Source organism: Pseudomonas sp. P1_F7 (genome assembly GCF_056405655.1).
In genome coordinates, this window is record NZ_JBFUBR010000002.1 from 35536 (window position 1) to 52280 (window position 16745).

Here is a 16745-nt window from a genome sequence, read left to right on the forward strand (position 1 = left end):
GCGCAGCTCATTGTGCACCCCCGGCCTGGGCGAGTTGGTTCAAGGCTTTACTGAAGAAATCCCGGCCACCGAAGTTGCCCGACTTGAGTGCCAGCGCCAATGGTTCGTCAGTACTGCTGACAGTCGCCGGTACACCCGGATCGATCTGCGCGCCGATTTGCAGCAGCTGCACGCCCAACGCCTGGACCACAGCGCCCGAGGTTTCTCCGCCGGCGATCACGAAACGGCGCACGCCGCTCTGGCGCAGGCCCTGTGCAATTTCGCCAAAGGCGTTTTCCACCAGGCTACCGGCCTGCTCGACGCCCAGTTGCTGTTGCACCAACTTGACCTCTTGCGGTGAGCTGGTGGCGTAGATCAATACGGTTTGCTCGTTATCACGGGCGAAGGCCAAGGCTTGCGCCACCACCGGTTCCCCCGCCGCCAAGGCCAACGGATCAATCCGCAAAGCTGGCCGGCCGGCTTCGAGCCAGGCGGCCACTTGTCCATTGGTGGCAATCGAAGCACTACCGGCCAACACCACTTCCCCGCCGGACACCGCCGGAAGTTTCGAGGCGTCGAGATCGCGCAGTTTGCCGGCGCGACGGAAGTTTTCCGGCAACCCCAAAGCCAGTCCCGAACCACCCGTCAACAGCGGCAGATCGGCGCAGGCCGCACCGAGGGTGTACAGATCGCTGTCCGACAAGGCATCAGCAATGGCCATGCCGACACCTTGAGCCCTCAGCTCGGCGATTCGCGCCCGCACCTGCTCAGCGCCACGGGCAATCGTGTCGTAGCGCAACAGACCGACATTCAGGCGGGTCTGCGATTGCAGCACGCGAACCAGGTTGGCATCGGTCATCGGCGTCAATGGGTGATTTTGCATGCCCGACTCGCTGAGCAGTTGATCCTGCACAAACAAGTGACCGCGAAAGATCGTCCGGCCATTTTCCGGGAACGCCGGGCACGCAAGGGTAAAGTCGCTATCCAGTGCGGCCAGCAGTGCTTCGCTGACCTGGCCGATGTTGCCGGTAGCGGTGGAGTCGAACGTCGAGCAATATTTGAAAAAGATCTGCTCGCAGCCTTGTTCGCGCAGCCAGGCCAGCGCGGCGAGGGACTGCTCGACCGCTTCGGCGACCGACGTGGTACGCGACTTCAGGGCAATGACGATCGCATCGGCATCAAGCCCGGCAGCCACTTCCGCGCTCGGGATACCTATGCTTTGCACGGTGCGCATACCGCCGCGCACCAGCATGTTGGCCAGGTCCGTGGCGCCGGTGAAATCGTCGGCGATGCAGCCCAGCAACGGGCGTGCGGTGGAGGTAGTCATGGGGTGTTCCTCAAACAGGCTCAGGCTTGGCAGTCGGCAATTCGATGCCCGGGAAAATTTTGATCACCGCCGAGTCGTCCTCACGGCCGAATCCGGCACTGGAGGCCTGCATGAACATCTGATGAGCGGTGGCCGACAGCGGCAGCGGGAATTTGCTGGCCCGGGCGGTATCCAGCACCAGGCCCAGGTCCTTGACGAAAATATCCACGGCGGACAATGGCGTGTAGTCAGCCTTGAGAATGTGCGGCACGCGGTTTTCGAACATCCAGGAATTACCGGCGCTGTGGGTGATCACCTCATACAGCGCATCGGCATCGACCCCTTCACGCAGGCCCAGCGCCATGGCTTCGGCAGAAGCGGCAATATGTACACCAGCCAGAAGCTGGTTGATGATTTTGACCTTCGACCCCAGGCCATGGACGTCACCCAGGCGATACACCTTGCCGGCCATGCCAGCCAGGATCGACTCAGCCTTGACATAGGCGTCGGCCGGGCCCGAGGTCATCATGGTCATCTCGCCAGCGGCAGCCTTGGCGGCGCCACCGGAAATCGGTGCATCCAGATACAGCAAGCCTAGCGCGGCCAGGCGCTGGCCCAGATCCACGGCATAGGTCGGGGCCACGGTGGCGCAACCGATCACCAGGCTGCCCGGCCGCAGAGAGGCCACGGCTCCACCCTCACCAAACAATACGGTCTCGGTCTGCTCGGCGTTGACCACCACGGTAATGATCACGTCACACTCAGCGGCCATGTGCGACGGTGACAGGCAAGCCACACCGCCCTCCCCGGCGAACTGCTCTGTTACGGCAGTGCGCACATCACAGGCATGCACATTGAAACCACTGCGCAACAACGAGCGGGCAATGCCCAGCCCCATAGCGCCCAGACCGACCACACCGACATTCTTGTTATTCATGGGGTACTCCAGTGAAAAGCAGCGACTGCTTCAACGCCTGCAAGGCGCAGACGTTGGCCGCGTTGTGAATAAGGCAGCGGTAGACAGAATCAGCACCACGCGGATAAGCCAGCTGAGGGGCGCTGTGATTCAGGACGTGAGTCGGGATCTCATCGAACATCAAGGCAATCCTGTTTTTGTCGTGTTATCAGGTTGTCATACCGGCTGATGGAGATCATCTACCAGTGATCAGATTATGTGAAGTATTTTTTAACAATAACATTTTTTAACACCGCTTTCGCCGCGCCGAAAGGAGAAGCAGTGAGATGTTCACAAAAGCACTGCTGGTGCAGAAGGCAGAGCAGGTGCTCCTGCACCTCCCCCACTGCCATCGCCACCCGCGATGGCAGGCTCGTGAATGGCTGATGTACGAACGGCTTTTACCTCTCCTAACATCGGTCGCACATGACCACTCGGGTGCCGATCACCTTTCGGCACACGGGCTCCAAGAATAAAAACGCAAACCCGCGAGGTTGAACCATGAAAACCCTAGCCGTCAGTTCCGCGGCACAAGCTTCTGTCGTCGACGGAGTCGGTCAACTGACCGCCAACCAGCGTTACGTGACGCTGGGGGGCTCCTGGGCCGCCTGGCTGTTTGATGCGCTGGATGCCACCGTCTTTGGCTTTGTCCTCCTGGCGGTCGCCAAGACCTTCGCCGTCGGCCTGGGTGACGTAGTCTCCACGGTTGCCTGGTTTCTGCTCGCCACCGGGATCGGTGGTTTCTTCCTGGGCAACATTTCCGACAAGATCGGTCGCAAGAAAACCATGATGCTGTCGGTGTTCGTCTATGGCACCGGCACCTTGCTCTGTGCTTTTGCCGACAGCCTGTGGCAGCTCAATGTATTCCGCTTCTGCGTGGGCATCGCCGTCGGTGGCTTGTGGTCCGCCGCGGCAGCACTGGTGTCGGAGATCTGGCCTGCGGCCGGTCGCGCAAAGGCCTTTGCAGTGATGCAGACCGGTTGGTCGGGTGGTGGTCTGCTGGCGGCGATTTTCGCCTGGACGTTCCTCGATGGCGGCAATCCTGAATCCTGGAGAAACCTGTTCATCTACGCCTCGGTCCCGGCGTTTTTCACCCTGGTGTTCATCTGGCTGTTCGTCAAGGAATCGCCGGTGTGGCTGGCCAACCGCGAGTTCATGCGCCGTAACGCCGACAAGGGCCGGCTGATGGAAATCTTCCGTCCGCAGTATCTGAAAGTGACCTTGCTGGGCCTGAGCATTTCGGTACTGGGCATGTACGGCTACTGGATCATCACCACCTTCATGCCGGCTTACCTGCAGAGCATTCTGAACGTACGTATCGATCAGGCTCCGGTGTTTGTCATCTGGATCGGCATCGGCGCCACCCTCGGTTACCTGGCCTACGGCTACCTGGCCGAAAGCATCGGTCGTCGCCTGTCGTTCGCGGTGTTTTTTGGCGGCATGGCGATCATGGTGCCGGTGTTTGCCTACTCGGCGACCTTGATGCCATTGACGGACGGCAAGCTGCTGTTCACAACCCAGAACGTCATCGCCCTCGGTTCGCTGGCGGCACTGCTGGGCTTCTTCACCGGTTATTTCAGCGGGTTCGGCGCCTGGTACTCGGAGTTGTTCCCGACCAGCATCCGTTCGACCGCGTCGGGATTCTGCTTCAACTTCGGCCGGGTCGGCGCCATCGCCGGCATCAAGCTGGTCCCGGTGCTGATCCCGCTCATCGGCTTCACCGCCACCATTTCCCTTGCCTCCGTTTCCTATGTCATCGCCGCTGTCATGGTGTTCACGCTGCAGGAAACCAAAGGCGTTCAACTCACCAGCGGCAACTGAGCCGACCGTTCAAAGGAAAAACCCATGAAAAACTTTCGCATCGGCCAAATCGTTCCCAGCTCCAACACGACGATGGAAACCGAAATCCCGGCCATGCTGACTTCGCGCTACGAACTGTTTCCCGAAGAGCATTTTACCTTTCACTCCTCGCGCATGCGCATGATGCATGTGAGCCCCGAAGAGCTGAAGAAGATGGACATCGACAGCGACCGTTGCGCGCTGGAACTGAGCGATGCGCGAGTGGATGTCATGGCCTATGCCTGCCTGGTGGCGATCATGTGCCAAGGGCCTGGCTATCACAAAGTCTCGCAAGAGCGTTTGAGCAAGACAGTGGCGTCCAATCAATCGACCGCTCCGGTACTCAGTTCCGCCGGTGCGCTGATCGATAGCCTGCACATGCTCGACTACAAGAAAGTCTCGATCATCACGCCGTACATGAAGCCGTTGACCCGGCAGGTCATCGACTACATCGAAGCGGCCGGAATCGAAGTGGTCGACTCCATCAGCCTGGAGGTTTCCGACAACCTCGAAGTCGGGCGTCTGGACCCGATGAATCTGCTGGCTCACGCCGACAGACTGAGCATCGGCCAGGCCGATGGCGTGGTGTTGTCCTGCTGCGTGCAAATGCCGTCGCTACCCGCGATCCAGCTTGTCCAGGATCGCCTCGACAAACCGGTGCTGTCGGCGTCGGTCGCCACCGTTTACCAAATGTTGAAAACCCTGGGCCTCAAGGCGCAAGTACCCAACGCCGGCCATCTGTTGTCCGGGGCGTTCTGAGCCAATATCGAAGGAGGTACTATGCTGGCCATTCAGGCCAAACCGGTACCTCCCATGAAACTCGATCCGGTCTCGTTGCGACTCTTTGTCAGCGTCGTTGAAGAAGGCACCATTGCTGCCGCCGCCAAACGCGAACACATCGCCGCGGCGGCGGTCAGCAAACGGCTCAGCGAGCTGGAAGAACTGCTCGACTCGAAACTGCTCAACCGCACCAACAAAGGCATCACCCCGACCGACGCCGGTCTGTCGCTACTGTTCATGGCTCGCAGCGCGTTGAACAACCTCAATGAAATCGTCGTGCAGATGCGTGACTACTCCCACGGCCGCCGTGGCTCGGTGCATGTCCTGGCCAATATTTCCGCCATCACCCAATTCCTCCCGGGCCTGATCAAGTCGTTCATGGAACTGTACCCACTGATCAACATCAGCCTTGAAGAAAGGCAAAGCCTGGCCATCACCAAGGCGGTGTCCGAAAATCGCACCGACATTGGCATCTTCACCCGTCTTCCGCACGGTGCCGATATCGAGGTTTTCCCGTTTCGTAGCGATCGCCTGGTGTTACTGGTTCCCCTTGGGCATCCGCTGGCGACACGCCGCTCCGTCAAATTCAGCGAAACCCTGGATCACGAATACATTGCCTTGCGCAGTGGCACTCATCTCAACTTTCAGTTGATCAAGGCGGCCAACGACCTGGGGCGTTCGCTGAAGATCCGCATGGAAGTCTCCAGCTACGACGCGCTATGCCTGATGGTTCAGGCCGGCCTGGGCATTGGCATCATGCCCGAGGGGAGCGCAGCGATTTACAAAATGGACGGTGCGAAGGCGATCAGCCTGGATGAGCCGTGGGCCTCCCGGGAACTCAGCGTGTGCGTGAGGTCGAGAGCGGCGTTGTCGGTCGCGGCGGGATTGTTCCTGGAGCACTTGCTCGAAAGGGAGTAAGCGTTATCAGGCTAATGGGTTTCGGCCAAACGCAGCACTGGCAAAGTCCAGAAAGCTTCGCAGTTTGGGAGTCAACCGACGGTCACGCGCATATAAAAGGTTCATGGGTGAGACAGGCACCTCGTAGTGAGGCAAAAGACTGACCAATGTTCCATCTCTCAGTGCGTCCTTGACCAGCTCCAATGGCTGAAGCATTACGCCCAATCCAGCGACGGCGGCGGCGAGTAGCGGATCGCCCTGATTAATCGTCAATCTGCTTGTAATGGGCACATCCATCCGCCCTTCTTTCCCGTCGAAACTCCAGTGTGAGCGCCCGTCGGAATACGCAAAGCCCAGGCACTCGTGCTGTTGCAGATCCCAGGGTGTAGTGATGAGGGGCCGCCGTGCCAGATAGGAAGGCGCAGCGCAGAGCACCATCTGGTAGGGTCTCAATGGCAACGCTTTCAAACCGCTGTCCGAAAGCTCACCTACCCGAAACACTACGTCATAGCCGTCTTCCACGAGGTCTACAATCTCGTTTGATAACGTCAGGTCCACCGAGACCTGCGGATACTTGACCATGTACTCCAGCAGGCGCGGCGACAGCGTACGCATACCGAATGTGACTGGCGCGTTGATTCTCAATCGACCGCTAGGAATCCCCCGCGTCACGGCAGCCATGCTTTCCGCAGCGTCCATATCGGCAAGGATCATCTTTGCTCGCGGATAGAACGCGCGGCCAAATTCGGTGAGGCTTTGTTTGCGAGTCGTTCGGTTAAGCAGCGACACCCCCAAGTGCTGCTCGAGCATTTTCACCTGTTTACCTACCAGTTGCGGGGATAGATTGAGATCGTCCGCCGCCGCACTGAAGGAACCGAGTTGTACCGCTTTGACGAATGTAGCCATCTGGGTGAGACGATCCATTGGAAACCTTTTGTTTCTAGTGTTGCGCCATCCTAGTCCTTTATCCGAGGGTGGGCCAACGCCTATATTCGATTGCCATGACTCAGGCACGCTCACAAACCCGACCACTGCCTGGGTTCCAGTTTTCACTCAAATCAGGTCGGCATACACCCCGGCCCCTTGACTACAACAGAGGTAACGATGGCCCGCATTGTCAGAATCCATGAGTACGGTGACGCAAGCGTCTTGAAGCTGGAAGCAGTCGATGTGCCTGCCCCGGGATCGGACGAAGTGCAAATTGAAGTAAAAGCCATAGGGCTGAACCGCGCGGAAGTGATGTTCCGCAACAATGCCTACCTGCAAGAGGCGGAATTTCCAAGCCGTCTGGGGTATGAAGCCGCTGGCGTTGTCGTTGCGGTCGGTACCGGCGTCACTGACTTCAAGGCAGGCGATGTCGTCAGCGTCATTCCGCCACTGGACATTGCCCGCTGGGGCACTTATGGCGAATTGGCGAACGTGCCCGCCAATCTCACAGTCAAGCATCCCGAAAACCTGTCTTTTGAACAGGCCGCGGCCTCCTGGATGCAGTACGTTACAGCGTGGGGCGCATTGGTCGAGCAGGCAAAACTGCAGAAAGGTGATTTTATTCTGGTTACCGCAGCTTCCAGCAGCGTCGGACTGGCTGCCTTTCAGATTGCCAGAATGGTAGGCGCCACCGCAGTGGCCGTTACCCGCACCCGGGCAAAGAAACAGGCGTTGCTGGATGCGGGTGCCGCACATGTCATTGTCAGCGAGGAAGAGGATATTGTTGAAGCGACAATGGCGCTGACCGGCGGATTGGGTGCCCGTGTCGTTTTCGATCCCGTAGGCGGCCCCTCCTTCGTACCTCTCACCCAAAGCATGGCCAAGGGCGGTATCTTGCTTGAGTATGGTGCGTTGAGCCCGGAGCCCACGCCATTCCCATTGTTCACCGTATTGGGTAAAAGCCTGACCCTCAAGGGCTACCTCTATTCTGAAATCGTTTCCGACCAGGCGACCTTGTCGCGGGCCAAGGCATTCATCCTGAATGGCCTTGAATCGGGCGCGCTGCGGCCGATCATTGCCAAGACCTTTACACTCGATAACATTCAAGAAGCGCACCGCTTTCTTGAAACCAACCAACAGATTGGAAAGATCGTGGTGACTGTCTAACGACTGCATCAGAACCTGTACGGCCGGTTTGTTTCTTAAAACAGGAAAGATCCTGAAAGCGAAACAACCGGCCTCTCTGCGCGCGTAGCCCTGATGCCGAGTATTGCGGACACCAGCGTCCGAAGTGTTCGGATCTCTGGCGCATTTTTCCCGCCTGCATCTCTTCCTACACTGGGTGACCGGGCTTTTTATCCCGCCCGGCACCGCAACCTTTCCCTTCAAACCAGGCTCAGGAGCTTCCATGACCCTGTCATCAAAAATTCGAGTGGGTCTCATTGGCGTCGGTCATTGGGCCGAGTACGGCCACTTGCCCGCCCTCCAGTTACTTCCCGACTATGAACTGACGGCAGTCCACAGTCGCAGCCCGGAAAAAGCCGCCGGGTTGGCACAGCGCCACGGCATCCGCTTTGCACTCGATTCCGTGGAGGCTCTGGTCAACCATCCGGAGGTGGATCTGGTGCTCGTGCTCAACACGGCACCCCAGCACGAGGCCACCGTACGAGCAGCCATCGCCGCCGGCAAAGATGTGTACTGCGAATGGCCGCTGACGCCCAGCAAGGCCGTGTCGCAGGAACTGATGGAGCTTGCCGAGAAGGCTGGCGTTCGGCATATCGTCGGACTGCAGCGTCGACTGAATCCGGACTATCGCTACGTCCGCGACCTGTTAAAGGACGGCTACATCGGGGAACTGCGTTCGGTGCGGTTGCATATCAGCGTCGAATACTTCCAGCGCGAACGCCTGGCCGCCCTGTACTTCACCATCCCGCCGGAGAACTTCTCCAGCCTGCTTTCCATTTATGGCGGTCACTATTTCGATGCTGTGTTCAGCATGCTGGGCCATCCGCAGAGTATCAGCGCGCTGACTGTCAACCAGTTCCCGGAGGTGACGCTGATCGAGACAGGTGAAGTGCTGAAACACACAACGGCCGACCAGATTCTGGTCAACGGTACCTTCGCCAACGGGGCTGTGCTGACGGTCCATATCGAAGCAGGGAAACGCAACAACCATGGCATACAGTTGGACCTGACCGGCACCCAGGGCGATCTCAAGATCTGGAACACCACCAGTTTTGGCGACCAGTTCAATACCATCGAAGCGGCCCAGGGCGACTCGCAACCCATGCGCACGCTCACGGTGCCGTCGAGCTACAACTGGCTGCCGGAGAATGACCTGGGCGGCAGCCAGCAGGAACTGGCCAATTTGTATGCCGCCTACGCCAGGGATGTGCGCGACGGTACCCACGTTGCACCGACCATGGCGGATGCCATGCGCATGCACGAGCTGATCGATGCCATCGAGATCTCCAATCGCGACGGCGTGCGCCTGAAGCTGCAGGCGTAAGCGATCAGATGCGCAAGTGCGCACTCATGTAGTCAATGAAAACGCGCAACTTGGGCGAGGCATAACGGCTGGCTGGCCACAGCATCCAGAAGACGACCTCGCGGTCGATGTAGTCGTCCAGCACTGTGACCAGCTGGCCACCTTCCAGCGCTTCGCGCACCAGGAAAGTCGGCAGAAAGGCAATGCCCCTGCCCTGGATTGCGGCATAGGCAAGAGGCTCTATCGTGTTCGACGTCATCGTGGCGGGCAGCACCAATTCTGCCTCGGAGGCTTCGAGCCGCAGCGGCCAACGCTCCAGCTTTCCCGTTGCGGGGAATTTGTGTTGCAGGCACAAATGACGTTCCAGTTCACGCGGATACGTGGGTACACCCTGCCGCTTGAGATACGTCGGCGACGCCACCAGCACATGGGCGCAGGAACCGAGGCGGCGCGCGGTCAAGCGCGAATCGGTTTGCTCGCCGGTGCGAATCACCGCGTCGAACCCCTCCTCGATCACATCGACCATGCGGTCGCAAAAATCGATATCCAGTTCGACTTCCGGATACTGCTCCATGAACCCGTCAAAGGCCGGCATCATCAGGTCGCCCAGTAGCGGAGTGCCCACCCGAAGTCGCCCACGTGGACTGCCAGCCAGGCCTGACAGCTCGGACTCGGCAGCGGTGACCTCGCTGAGGATGCGCCGGCAGCGCTCCAGGAACAGGGTCCCCTCGGCCGTCAGCGTGATGCTGCGTGTGCTGCGATGAAACAGCCGCACATGCAAGCGTTCCTCCATCCGGGCAATGGTTTTGCCCACGGTCGAAGATGACACCCCCAACTGGCGGGCGGACTCGGTAAAGCTGCGCGTTTCGGCAACCTGCACGAACATCGAGATGCCATTCAGACTTTCCATCACTTTTCCTGCCTGCTCCGGTAGAACCCCACCAACAAGGCGGGATTACGGAAAAAACATCCGAAATGTTCGGCATCGCGGGATATTTTTCTCCGCGAATTTTACGCCTACATTGCGCCCATCCCACCACTGATAGGTATCGATGTCATGTCCAAACTGCATACGAGCATCCAGATAGGTCCACACCAGATTTCCCATCGCGTCGTTCTGGCGCCACTTACCCGTATGCGTGCCGAGCCGGGCGCCATCCCTGGCCAGTTGATGGCCGAGTACTACGCCCAGCGTACCACCGCCGGTGGCCTGCTGATCGGCGAAGCCACTATCGCCGCCGCCAATGGTAATGGCTACCTCGGTGCTCCCGGTCTGTATGACGACAGCCAGATCGCCGGCTGGAAGCTCGTGACCGACGCCGTTCATGCCAAGGGCGGCAAAATCTTTCTGCAGCTCTATCATGCGGGGCGCCAGTCCAATAGCCTCCTGCAGCCGGACGGCGCCCAGCCGGTGGCCCCTTCCGTCGTGGACCACGGCGGCCTCGCCTTCACCGAGACCGGCTGGACCCCCGGCTCCCCAGCGCGCGAACTGACCATCGCGGAAATCGGCGGGCTGGTAGAAAGCTTCCGCGCCGCGGCCGAACGCGGTATCGCAGCCGGATTCGACGGCGTGGAGTTGCACTCTGCCAACGGCTACCTGTTCGATCAATTCCTCCAGGACGGCAGCAACAAACGTACGGATATCTACGGTGGCTCGTTCGAGAACCGCAGCCGGTTCCTGCTCGAAGCGGTAGAGGCGGTGATCTCCGTCTGGGGCAGCAATCGGGTGGCGGTGCGTCTGGGGCCGAGCGGCAATTTCGGCGACATGTCCGACAGCGACCCCATTGGCCTGTTCACCTATGTCGCGCGCGAACTGAACAAGCTCGACCTCGCCTATCTGCACCTGATCGAGCCGCGCATCCTGGGTGTCGCCGAAGACGAGCGCCGGGACCAGAATCCGGTGGCGTCGCAACTCATCCGCCAGCACTACAAGGGCACCCTTATCGCGGCGGGCGGCTTCTCCGGTGAATCGGCCAACGCGATCCTTGAGGCCGGCGATGCAGACCTGGTCGCGTTCGGCCGCCACTTCATCGCCAACCCGGACTTGCCAGAGCGCCTGCGCAACGGCTGGCCACTGAACCCGTACGACCGCGAGTCGTTCTTCGGCGGCACGGACGTGGGTTACACGGACTATCCTTTCCATACCGAAGTTGCGTGATCATTTGCACCACTGGTAACTGGGGTCATAGTGCCCCAGCTACCTCCCCGCCAAAACATCACTCACCCAGGCTGCCGCGTTTCACGGTCGCCTCTGCCAACGGGGTCAAGGTGCGTACCGGCTGAAGGAAGGTGCCAACGCATGAAAGACCTTTTCTCCTACAGGCTTTTCACCAGGGTGGCGCGACTGGGCAGCTTTTCGGCTGCGGCACGCGAAGTGGGTCTTTCTCAATCCCAGGTCTCGAGGATTGTGGCCGAGCTCGAAACCGATCTCGGCACCCTGTTGCTGGCGAGATCGACACGTGCCGTCGTACCGACCGAGGCAGGGGCGGATTTTCTCTCGCGCATGGAACCCATCCTCGCCGCGGTGGAAGAAGCCGAGCAAAGCGTTCGCGGCGGCCATGAGCTGCGCGGGGTCGTGCGGATCAGCATGCCGACGAGCATCGGCGTACGGGAAATCATTCCGCGCCTGGCACCGTTCGCAGCGATGCACCCCAACCTGCATATCCAGGTGCTGCTCGCCGATCATTGGCAGGATCTGGTGCGCGAAAATATCGATGTAGCGATAAGGCTGGGACGGCTGGTGGACTCCAGTGCTACGAGCCGTCAGATCATGACAATCTCCAGATTCATTCTCGCCTCACCGTCCTACTTGCGCGCCGCTGGGGAGCCGACTACGCCGGAGGACCTGCAATCACATCGAATCATCGCCGGTCCAGCCTCGACGGTCCCGAGCGGGTGGATGTTCAAACGCGATGGCGAGACCAGGACCATTCAGCTCGAAGCGCACTTCTCGACCGACGAAAACGAAGGCGCTGTCGCGGCGGCAACTGCCGGGCTGGGGATCACTTCGACAACGGCCTGGGCGTGCCGGCGCGAGCTTGAAAGCGGTGAGCTCGTCGCGCTGCTCACCGATTGGGAAACCGAATCCGTACCTGTGCATGCCTACTTCCCCCACGGCTCGCGAACCCGCAGAGCCGGCCGCGCCCTGATCGAACATCTTGTCGCCAGCCTGCTTGACGATGCCGGCGGTGCTTATGCATCCGACGCATAGAAGATAGTCGGCCACAGCGTCTACTCCGATCCCGCCGAAGCTGCCAGTTTAGCGCCAACCCCCGCGACGCAGCGGTCGAGCTGATCGACCTGGCAGCGTGGCGGACGCCCTGACTTTTTCGTTCAAGGAAATCCCTCATGCGCATGACTGGCAACACGATCTTCATCACTGGCGGCGGCTCCGGCATTGGCCAGGGCCTGGCGGAAGCCTTCCACAAGCTGGGCAATCAAGTGATCATCTCCGGACGGCGCAAGGAGCGACTGCAGCAGACGCTCGACGCCAACCCCGGCATGGCAGCCGTCGAACTCGACATCAACGACACGGCCAGCATCCAGGCAGCAGCGCAGCACGTCATTGCCCATTACCCTGCGCTCAACGTGCTGATCAACAATGCCGGCATCATGCTGCTCGATCATGCAGAAGGTCCGGTGGACGATGGGCTTGCCCTATCGACCATCACCACCAACCTGCTGGGTCCGATCCGCATGACCTCGGCGCTGGTCGAGCATCTGAAGGCCAAGCCGGATGCAGTCATCGTCAACGTCTCCTCGGTGCTCGGCTTCGTGCCAATGGCCGTGACGGCGGTCTATTCGGCGACCAAGGCCGCGCTGCACTCCTACACCTTGTCGCAGCGCTATCTGCTGCGCGAACACGGTGTCCAACTGGTCGAGATCGCACCACCCTGGGTACGCACCGAGTTGCTCGACAGCAGCGAGGAGGAACGCGCCATTCCCCTCGACCAGTTCATTTCCGGCGCCATGGCGCAATTCGAGAGCGGCGAGGACGAAATCCTGGTCGCGCCCGCTGAAGCCATGCGCGCCAATCCTGGCCCGAACGAGCATGCCTGGGTCAACGGGTTCAACGACATGATTGCAAACGGACCGGCTTTCGGCTGAGACCACCAACCGATATTGGGCGGCCTACAGCCGCCCTCCCCTTTACATTGTTAGCAGGAAACCGACCATGACTTCACGTACCCCCGCCGAGAACAAGGCCATCGTCCTCGAAGGCTTCGCAACCCTGTTCAATCGCAAGGATCTGGCTGCGGCCGAACGCTTCTGGTCGCCCTCCTATATCCAGCACAGTGCCCATGTGCCCCCTGGTCGCGAGGGTCTGTTCGAACTGGTCGCCGCAGGATCGCCCGATTTGCGTTACGAATGCCAGCTGGCAGTCGCTGAAGGCGACTTCGTCATGTTGCACGGTCGCTTCACTGGTCTCGGCCAACCGGCGAACTGGGTCGTGGTCGATATCCTGCGCCTCGAGGACGGTGTGATGGTCGAACACTGGGATGTGATTCAGGACGAGGCGACGCGCGAAGGTTCCGCCGGCGGGTACCCTATGTTTGGGGATCAGTTCCCAGGCTGATGCTCCATTAAACAGTTCAAGGAAATCAGGTCGAACTCAGGCGACGCTCGATTGCGGGACGCATTCCTTGAGTTGAAGGAGTCTCGGTAGACAGCTATCAACGCAATCAGGCGGTCGCTCTTGGCGAATGTGTTATGTTATATCTTATTCAAACATGCACTGTCAGTCGCCACTGGCAGAGCCATCCACTCCCTGCTTGCGACATTCGATGACAACTTCTACTCACATCCCACCTATCACACGCTTGAACCAACGCCTGCTGTCCATTGATGCCCAGAGGGGATTGGTAATCCTCCTTATGCTGTTGGATCACGTGCGCGAAACGTTCTTTTTGCACCGTCAGGTAGCAGACCCGATGGACATCGAATCCACTGAGCCGGCGCTATTTTTCAGCCGCACACTTGCCCATTTGTGTGCGCCGGTTTTCATACTGCTCACCGGACTGTCCGCTTACCTGTATGGCCAAAAGCACCAGGGCAAGGGCGATGTGTCTGCCTTTTTGTTCAAGCGCGGTCTGTTCCTGGTACTGCTGGAGTTCACCCTGGTGAATTTCGCCTGGACATTTCAGTTCCCGCCTACGGCGATTTACATGCAAGTGATCTGGGCCATTGGCATCTGCATGATTGCCCTGGCCGGACTGGTCTGGTTACCCAGGCCCATTCTGTGCTGCCTGGGTCTGGTGATCGTGGCCGGGCACAACCTGCTGGATAATGTGCACTTCGCGACAGGCTCGCCAATGCATATACCTTGGGCGATTCTGCATGATCGCGGCTGGCTCGAATTCTCCGACGGCTTGCGTCTGCGTACCTCTTATCCTGTGCTGCCGTGGATCGGTGTGATCGCCCTTGGGTACAGCATCGGCCCCTGGTTTTCCGGCCAGGTTTTGGCCACGGAGCGGCAACGTACTCTGCTGCTTGCAGGGGCCGGGACATTGATCGGGTTTTTCGCACTGCGAGCAGTCAATGGTTATGGCGAGGCGCATTGGGTCGCCCATGAAGGCCTCACGCAAACCCTCATGAGTTTCTTCAACATTACAAAATACCCTCCCTCCCTGCTGTTCCTTTCGCTGACCTTGGGCATGGGCCTGTTACTGCTTTGTGCCCTGGAACGGGCTCGACAACGCAAGTGGGTCAATGCATTGGCAGTCTTTGGCGCCGCGCCGATGTTCTTCTACTTGCTCCACCTTTACGTACTCAAGGCGCTGTATCTGGTCAGCGTGGCGTTGTTCGGATTGAACCAGGGAGTTTTTTTCGGTTTCGACAGCATTTGGGCTGTGTGGCTGACGGCGGTGCTCTTGGCTTTATCCCTGTATTTACCCGTGCGCTGGTTCGCGGCATTGAAGGCACGCCGTCGCGATATCAGATGGCTCAAATACTTCTGATCAGGGCATTTGCTCAATAAAGGGGCGCCTGGAGAGTAGTGCCTGTCAGTTAAGCCCCGGACATTGTGGGAGCGAGCTTGCTCGCGATGGCGGACTGTCAGGCACCCCGTATGTGACTGTTCAGCCGTCATCGCGAGCAAGCTCGCTCCCACAAGGTTTGCGGTGTTCAAACGTTTAACTGACTGGCATTAGCCTCTGGAGAGCCCCTTTTTTTTCAAGACTGTCCCGTCCTGAAAACCTTTATCAAAGCGGAATGAGGCGCCGTAAGCCGAATCCGGTAAATGGCTGGCGCCATCGTCCCGTAACCGCGAACGGAAAGTACCGCTCTGTGGCCGGGTGCGATACAAACCACGTTTTTGCAGTTCAGGAATGATCAGCTCAACGAAGTCCTCAAGGCTGCCCGGGCTGATCAGCGGGTTGAGCATGTAGCCACTGGTGCCGGAAATACGGGCGTGTTCTTCGATCCGGTCGGCCACTTGTTGCGGCGTTCCCACCAGAATCAGATCACTGCCCCGGGTGACGTTGGCAAAGCGCTGTTTGACATCGCCGGCGGTCAACGGCTTGCCACTGCCATCAGGACGCATCACATAGGAAGTCATGCCTTCGGTGTGAGTGGACAACGCATCGCTGTCCGCGTAGCGGCTGATGTCGATACCGGTATCACCGGCATAACTCACCAGTTGCGCCTGCAAGTGATAGTTGCTTTGCAGTTCGTCATATTTGCGTTGGGCTTCGATCTCGGTCCTGGCCGTGACGATGCGAAGTACCGTCAGTGATTTGACATCCCCGGCGTGACGCCCCCGTGCCCTGGCCTGCGTCCATATATCTTCCAGTCCCTGGCGAATCTCCAGCGGGTTGGACTTGGCGATGAAAATCAGTTCGGCGTGCTTGGCCGCAAACTCGCGACCACGGCCTGACCAACCGGCCTGGATCAGCAAGGGTGTGCGTTGCGGTGACGGGGACGTCAAATGCGGCCCGGCCACCCGGTAATGCTCGCCAACATGATTGATCGGTCGCACGCGATCGCCCTTGGCATAGACCTGGCGGGACTTGTCGGCAACCACGGCATCGTTTGCCCAGCTGCCTTCCCAGAGCTTGTAAACCACATCGAGAAATTCATCTGCGCGTTCATAGCGATCATCGTGCTTGATCATCTGCTCCAGGCCGAAGTTGCGAGCGGCACTGGTCAGGTAGGAGGTAACGATGTTCCACCCGACCCGGCCATTGGTCAGGTGATCCAGCGTGCTGAAGCGCCGGGCGTGGGTGAAAGGATGTTCATAACTGGTGGTGACAGTGACGCCGAAGGCCAGGTTTTCCGTCACGGTGGCCAATGCCGGGATGATCATCAACGGATCGTTGGCCGGTGCTTCCACCGCCCACTTCATGGCCGCGTCGGCATTACCGCCAAACACATCGTAGAAGCCCAGCACATCACCAAAAAACAGCATGTCGAGATGAGCCTGGTCGGCGATGCGTGCCAGGTTCGACCAGTAGCCCAGTGAGTTGATGGTCAGTCGCTCGTCAGCCGGGTGCGTCCAGAGGCTTGGTGCGCCGCCACAGCCAACACTGGCTTGCTCGTATAACGCAAACAACAGAGGTTTTGGATCGGACATCGTA

The 16745-nt window shown here is 59.4% G+C and carries 16 protein-coding genes; 10 read left to right on the top strand and 6 right to left on the bottom strand.

Features of this window, described 5'->3' with window-relative positions; genetic code table 11:
• Positions 1 to 7: 7 nt before the first annotated feature.
• From otnK to AC1D1M_RS01885, 3 genes are read right to left on the bottom strand one after another with little or no spacing between them, the layout of a single operon-like run.
• Complete coding sequence (gene otnK, locus AC1D1M_RS01875) at positions 8 to 1306, bottom strand: 3-oxo-tetronate kinase (RefSeq protein WP_477774259.1); 1299 nt, start codon at positions 1304 to 1306, stop codon at positions 8 to 10.
• 10 nt (positions 1307 to 1316) lie between these two features.
• Positions 1317 to 2222: an L-threonate dehydrogenase gene (ltnD, locus tag AC1D1M_RS01880; protein WP_150758555.1), complete on the bottom strand. Its 906-nt coding sequence runs from the start codon at positions 2220 to 2222 to the stop codon at positions 1317 to 1319.
• Positions 2215 to 2382: a hypothetical protein gene (locus AC1D1M_RS01885; protein ID WP_477774260.1), complete on the bottom strand. Its 168-nt coding sequence runs from the start codon at positions 2380 to 2382 to the stop codon at positions 2215 to 2217. Before AC1D1M_RS01885 ends, ltnD begins: the two co-directional genes overlap by 8 nt.
• Positions 2383 to 2741: 359 nt before the next feature.
• On the opposite strand from AC1D1M_RS01885, the gene AC1D1M_RS01890 reads away from it, so the two are divergent.
• From AC1D1M_RS01890 to AC1D1M_RS01900, 3 genes are read left to right on the top strand one after another with little or no spacing between them, the layout of a single operon-like run.
• The gene (locus AC1D1M_RS01890) at positions 2742 to 4061 is read left to right on the top strand and encodes an MFS transporter (protein ID WP_477774261.1); all 1320 of its coding nucleotides are present in this window, start codon (positions 2742 to 2744) and stop codon (positions 4059 to 4061) included.
• 24 nt (positions 4062 to 4085) lie between these two features.
• A complete protein-coding gene (locus AC1D1M_RS01895) occupies positions 4086 to 4838 on the top strand; it encodes a maleate cis-trans isomerase family protein (RefSeq protein ID WP_477774262.1) in 753 nt (250 codons plus the stop codon).
• 21 nt (positions 4839 to 4859) lie between these two features.
• Complete coding sequence (locus AC1D1M_RS01900) at positions 4860 to 5777, top strand: LysR family transcriptional regulator (RefSeq protein ID WP_477774263.1); 918 nt, start codon at positions 4860 to 4862, stop codon at positions 5775 to 5777.
• A gap of 6 nt (positions 5778 to 5783) precedes the next feature.
• Here the strand turns inward: AC1D1M_RS01900 and AC1D1M_RS01905 are convergent, their stop codons facing one another.
• The gene (locus tag AC1D1M_RS01905) at positions 5784 to 6680 is read right to left on the bottom strand and encodes a LysR family transcriptional regulator (protein ID WP_477774264.1); all 897 of its coding nucleotides are present in this window, start codon (positions 6678 to 6680) and stop codon (positions 5784 to 5786) included.
• 180 nt (positions 6681 to 6860) lie between these two features.
• On the opposite strand from AC1D1M_RS01905, the gene AC1D1M_RS01910 reads away from it, so the two are divergent.
• Both AC1D1M_RS01910 and AC1D1M_RS01915 read left to right on the top strand, forming a co-directional pair.
• On the top strand, positions 6861 to 7850 hold the full coding sequence (locus AC1D1M_RS01910) for a zinc-dependent alcohol dehydrogenase family protein (protein ID WP_477774265.1): 990 nt from the start codon (positions 6861 to 6863) through the stop codon (positions 7848 to 7850).
• A gap of 241 nt (positions 7851 to 8091) precedes the next feature.
• Positions 8092 to 9192: a Gfo/Idh/MocA family protein gene (locus AC1D1M_RS01915; protein ID WP_477774266.1), complete on the top strand. Its 1101-nt coding sequence runs from the start codon at positions 8092 to 8094 to the stop codon at positions 9190 to 9192.
• 4 nt (positions 9193 to 9196) lie between these two features.
• Here the strand turns inward: AC1D1M_RS01915 and AC1D1M_RS01920 are convergent, their stop codons facing one another.
• Positions 9197 to 10081 (bottom strand): LysR family transcriptional regulator, encoded by an 885-nt coding sequence (locus tag AC1D1M_RS01920; RefSeq protein WP_477774267.1) that lies wholly within the window; start codon positions 10079 to 10081, stop codon positions 9197 to 9199.
• A 147-nt stretch (positions 10082 to 10228) separates the two neighbouring features.
• On the opposite strand from AC1D1M_RS01920, the gene AC1D1M_RS01925 reads away from it, so the two are divergent.
• The 5 genes from AC1D1M_RS01925 (at position 10229) to AC1D1M_RS01945 (ending at position 15128) form a co-directional block, all read left to right on the top strand.
• The gene (locus tag AC1D1M_RS01925; RefSeq protein WP_477774268.1) at positions 10229 to 11329 is read left to right on the top strand and encodes an alkene reductase; all 1101 of its coding nucleotides are present in this window, start codon (positions 10229 to 10231) and stop codon (positions 11327 to 11329) included.
• A gap of 141 nt (positions 11330 to 11470) precedes the next feature.
• Positions 11471 to 12382, top strand: coding sequence for a LysR family transcriptional regulator (locus AC1D1M_RS01930; RefSeq protein WP_477774269.1), 912 nt, complete (start codon positions 11471 to 11473; stop codon positions 12380 to 12382).
• Between the two features lie 137 nt (positions 12383 to 12519).
• Positions 12520 to 13278 (top strand): SDR family oxidoreductase, encoded by a 759-nt coding sequence (locus tag AC1D1M_RS01935; RefSeq protein WP_477774270.1) that lies wholly within the window; start codon positions 12520 to 12522, stop codon positions 13276 to 13278.
• Positions 13279 to 13345: 67 nt separating this feature from the next.
• Positions 13346 to 13747, top strand: a complete 402-nt coding sequence (locus AC1D1M_RS01940) for a nuclear transport factor 2 family protein (RefSeq protein WP_477774271.1) — start codon at positions 13346 to 13348, stop codon at positions 13745 to 13747.
• Between the two features lie 208 nt (positions 13748 to 13955).
• Positions 13956 to 15128, top strand: coding sequence for an acetyltransferase domain-containing protein (locus AC1D1M_RS01945; protein WP_477774633.1), 1173 nt, complete (start codon positions 13956 to 13958; stop codon positions 15126 to 15128).
• Positions 15129 to 15316: 188 nt separating this feature from the next.
• On the opposite strand, the gene AC1D1M_RS01950 is transcribed toward AC1D1M_RS01945, so the two are convergent.
• On the bottom strand, positions 15317 to 16741 hold the full coding sequence (locus AC1D1M_RS01950) for an LLM class flavin-dependent oxidoreductase (protein WP_477774272.1): 1425 nt from the start codon (positions 16739 to 16741) through the stop codon (positions 15317 to 15319).
• Positions 16742 to 16745: the final 4 nt, after the last annotated feature.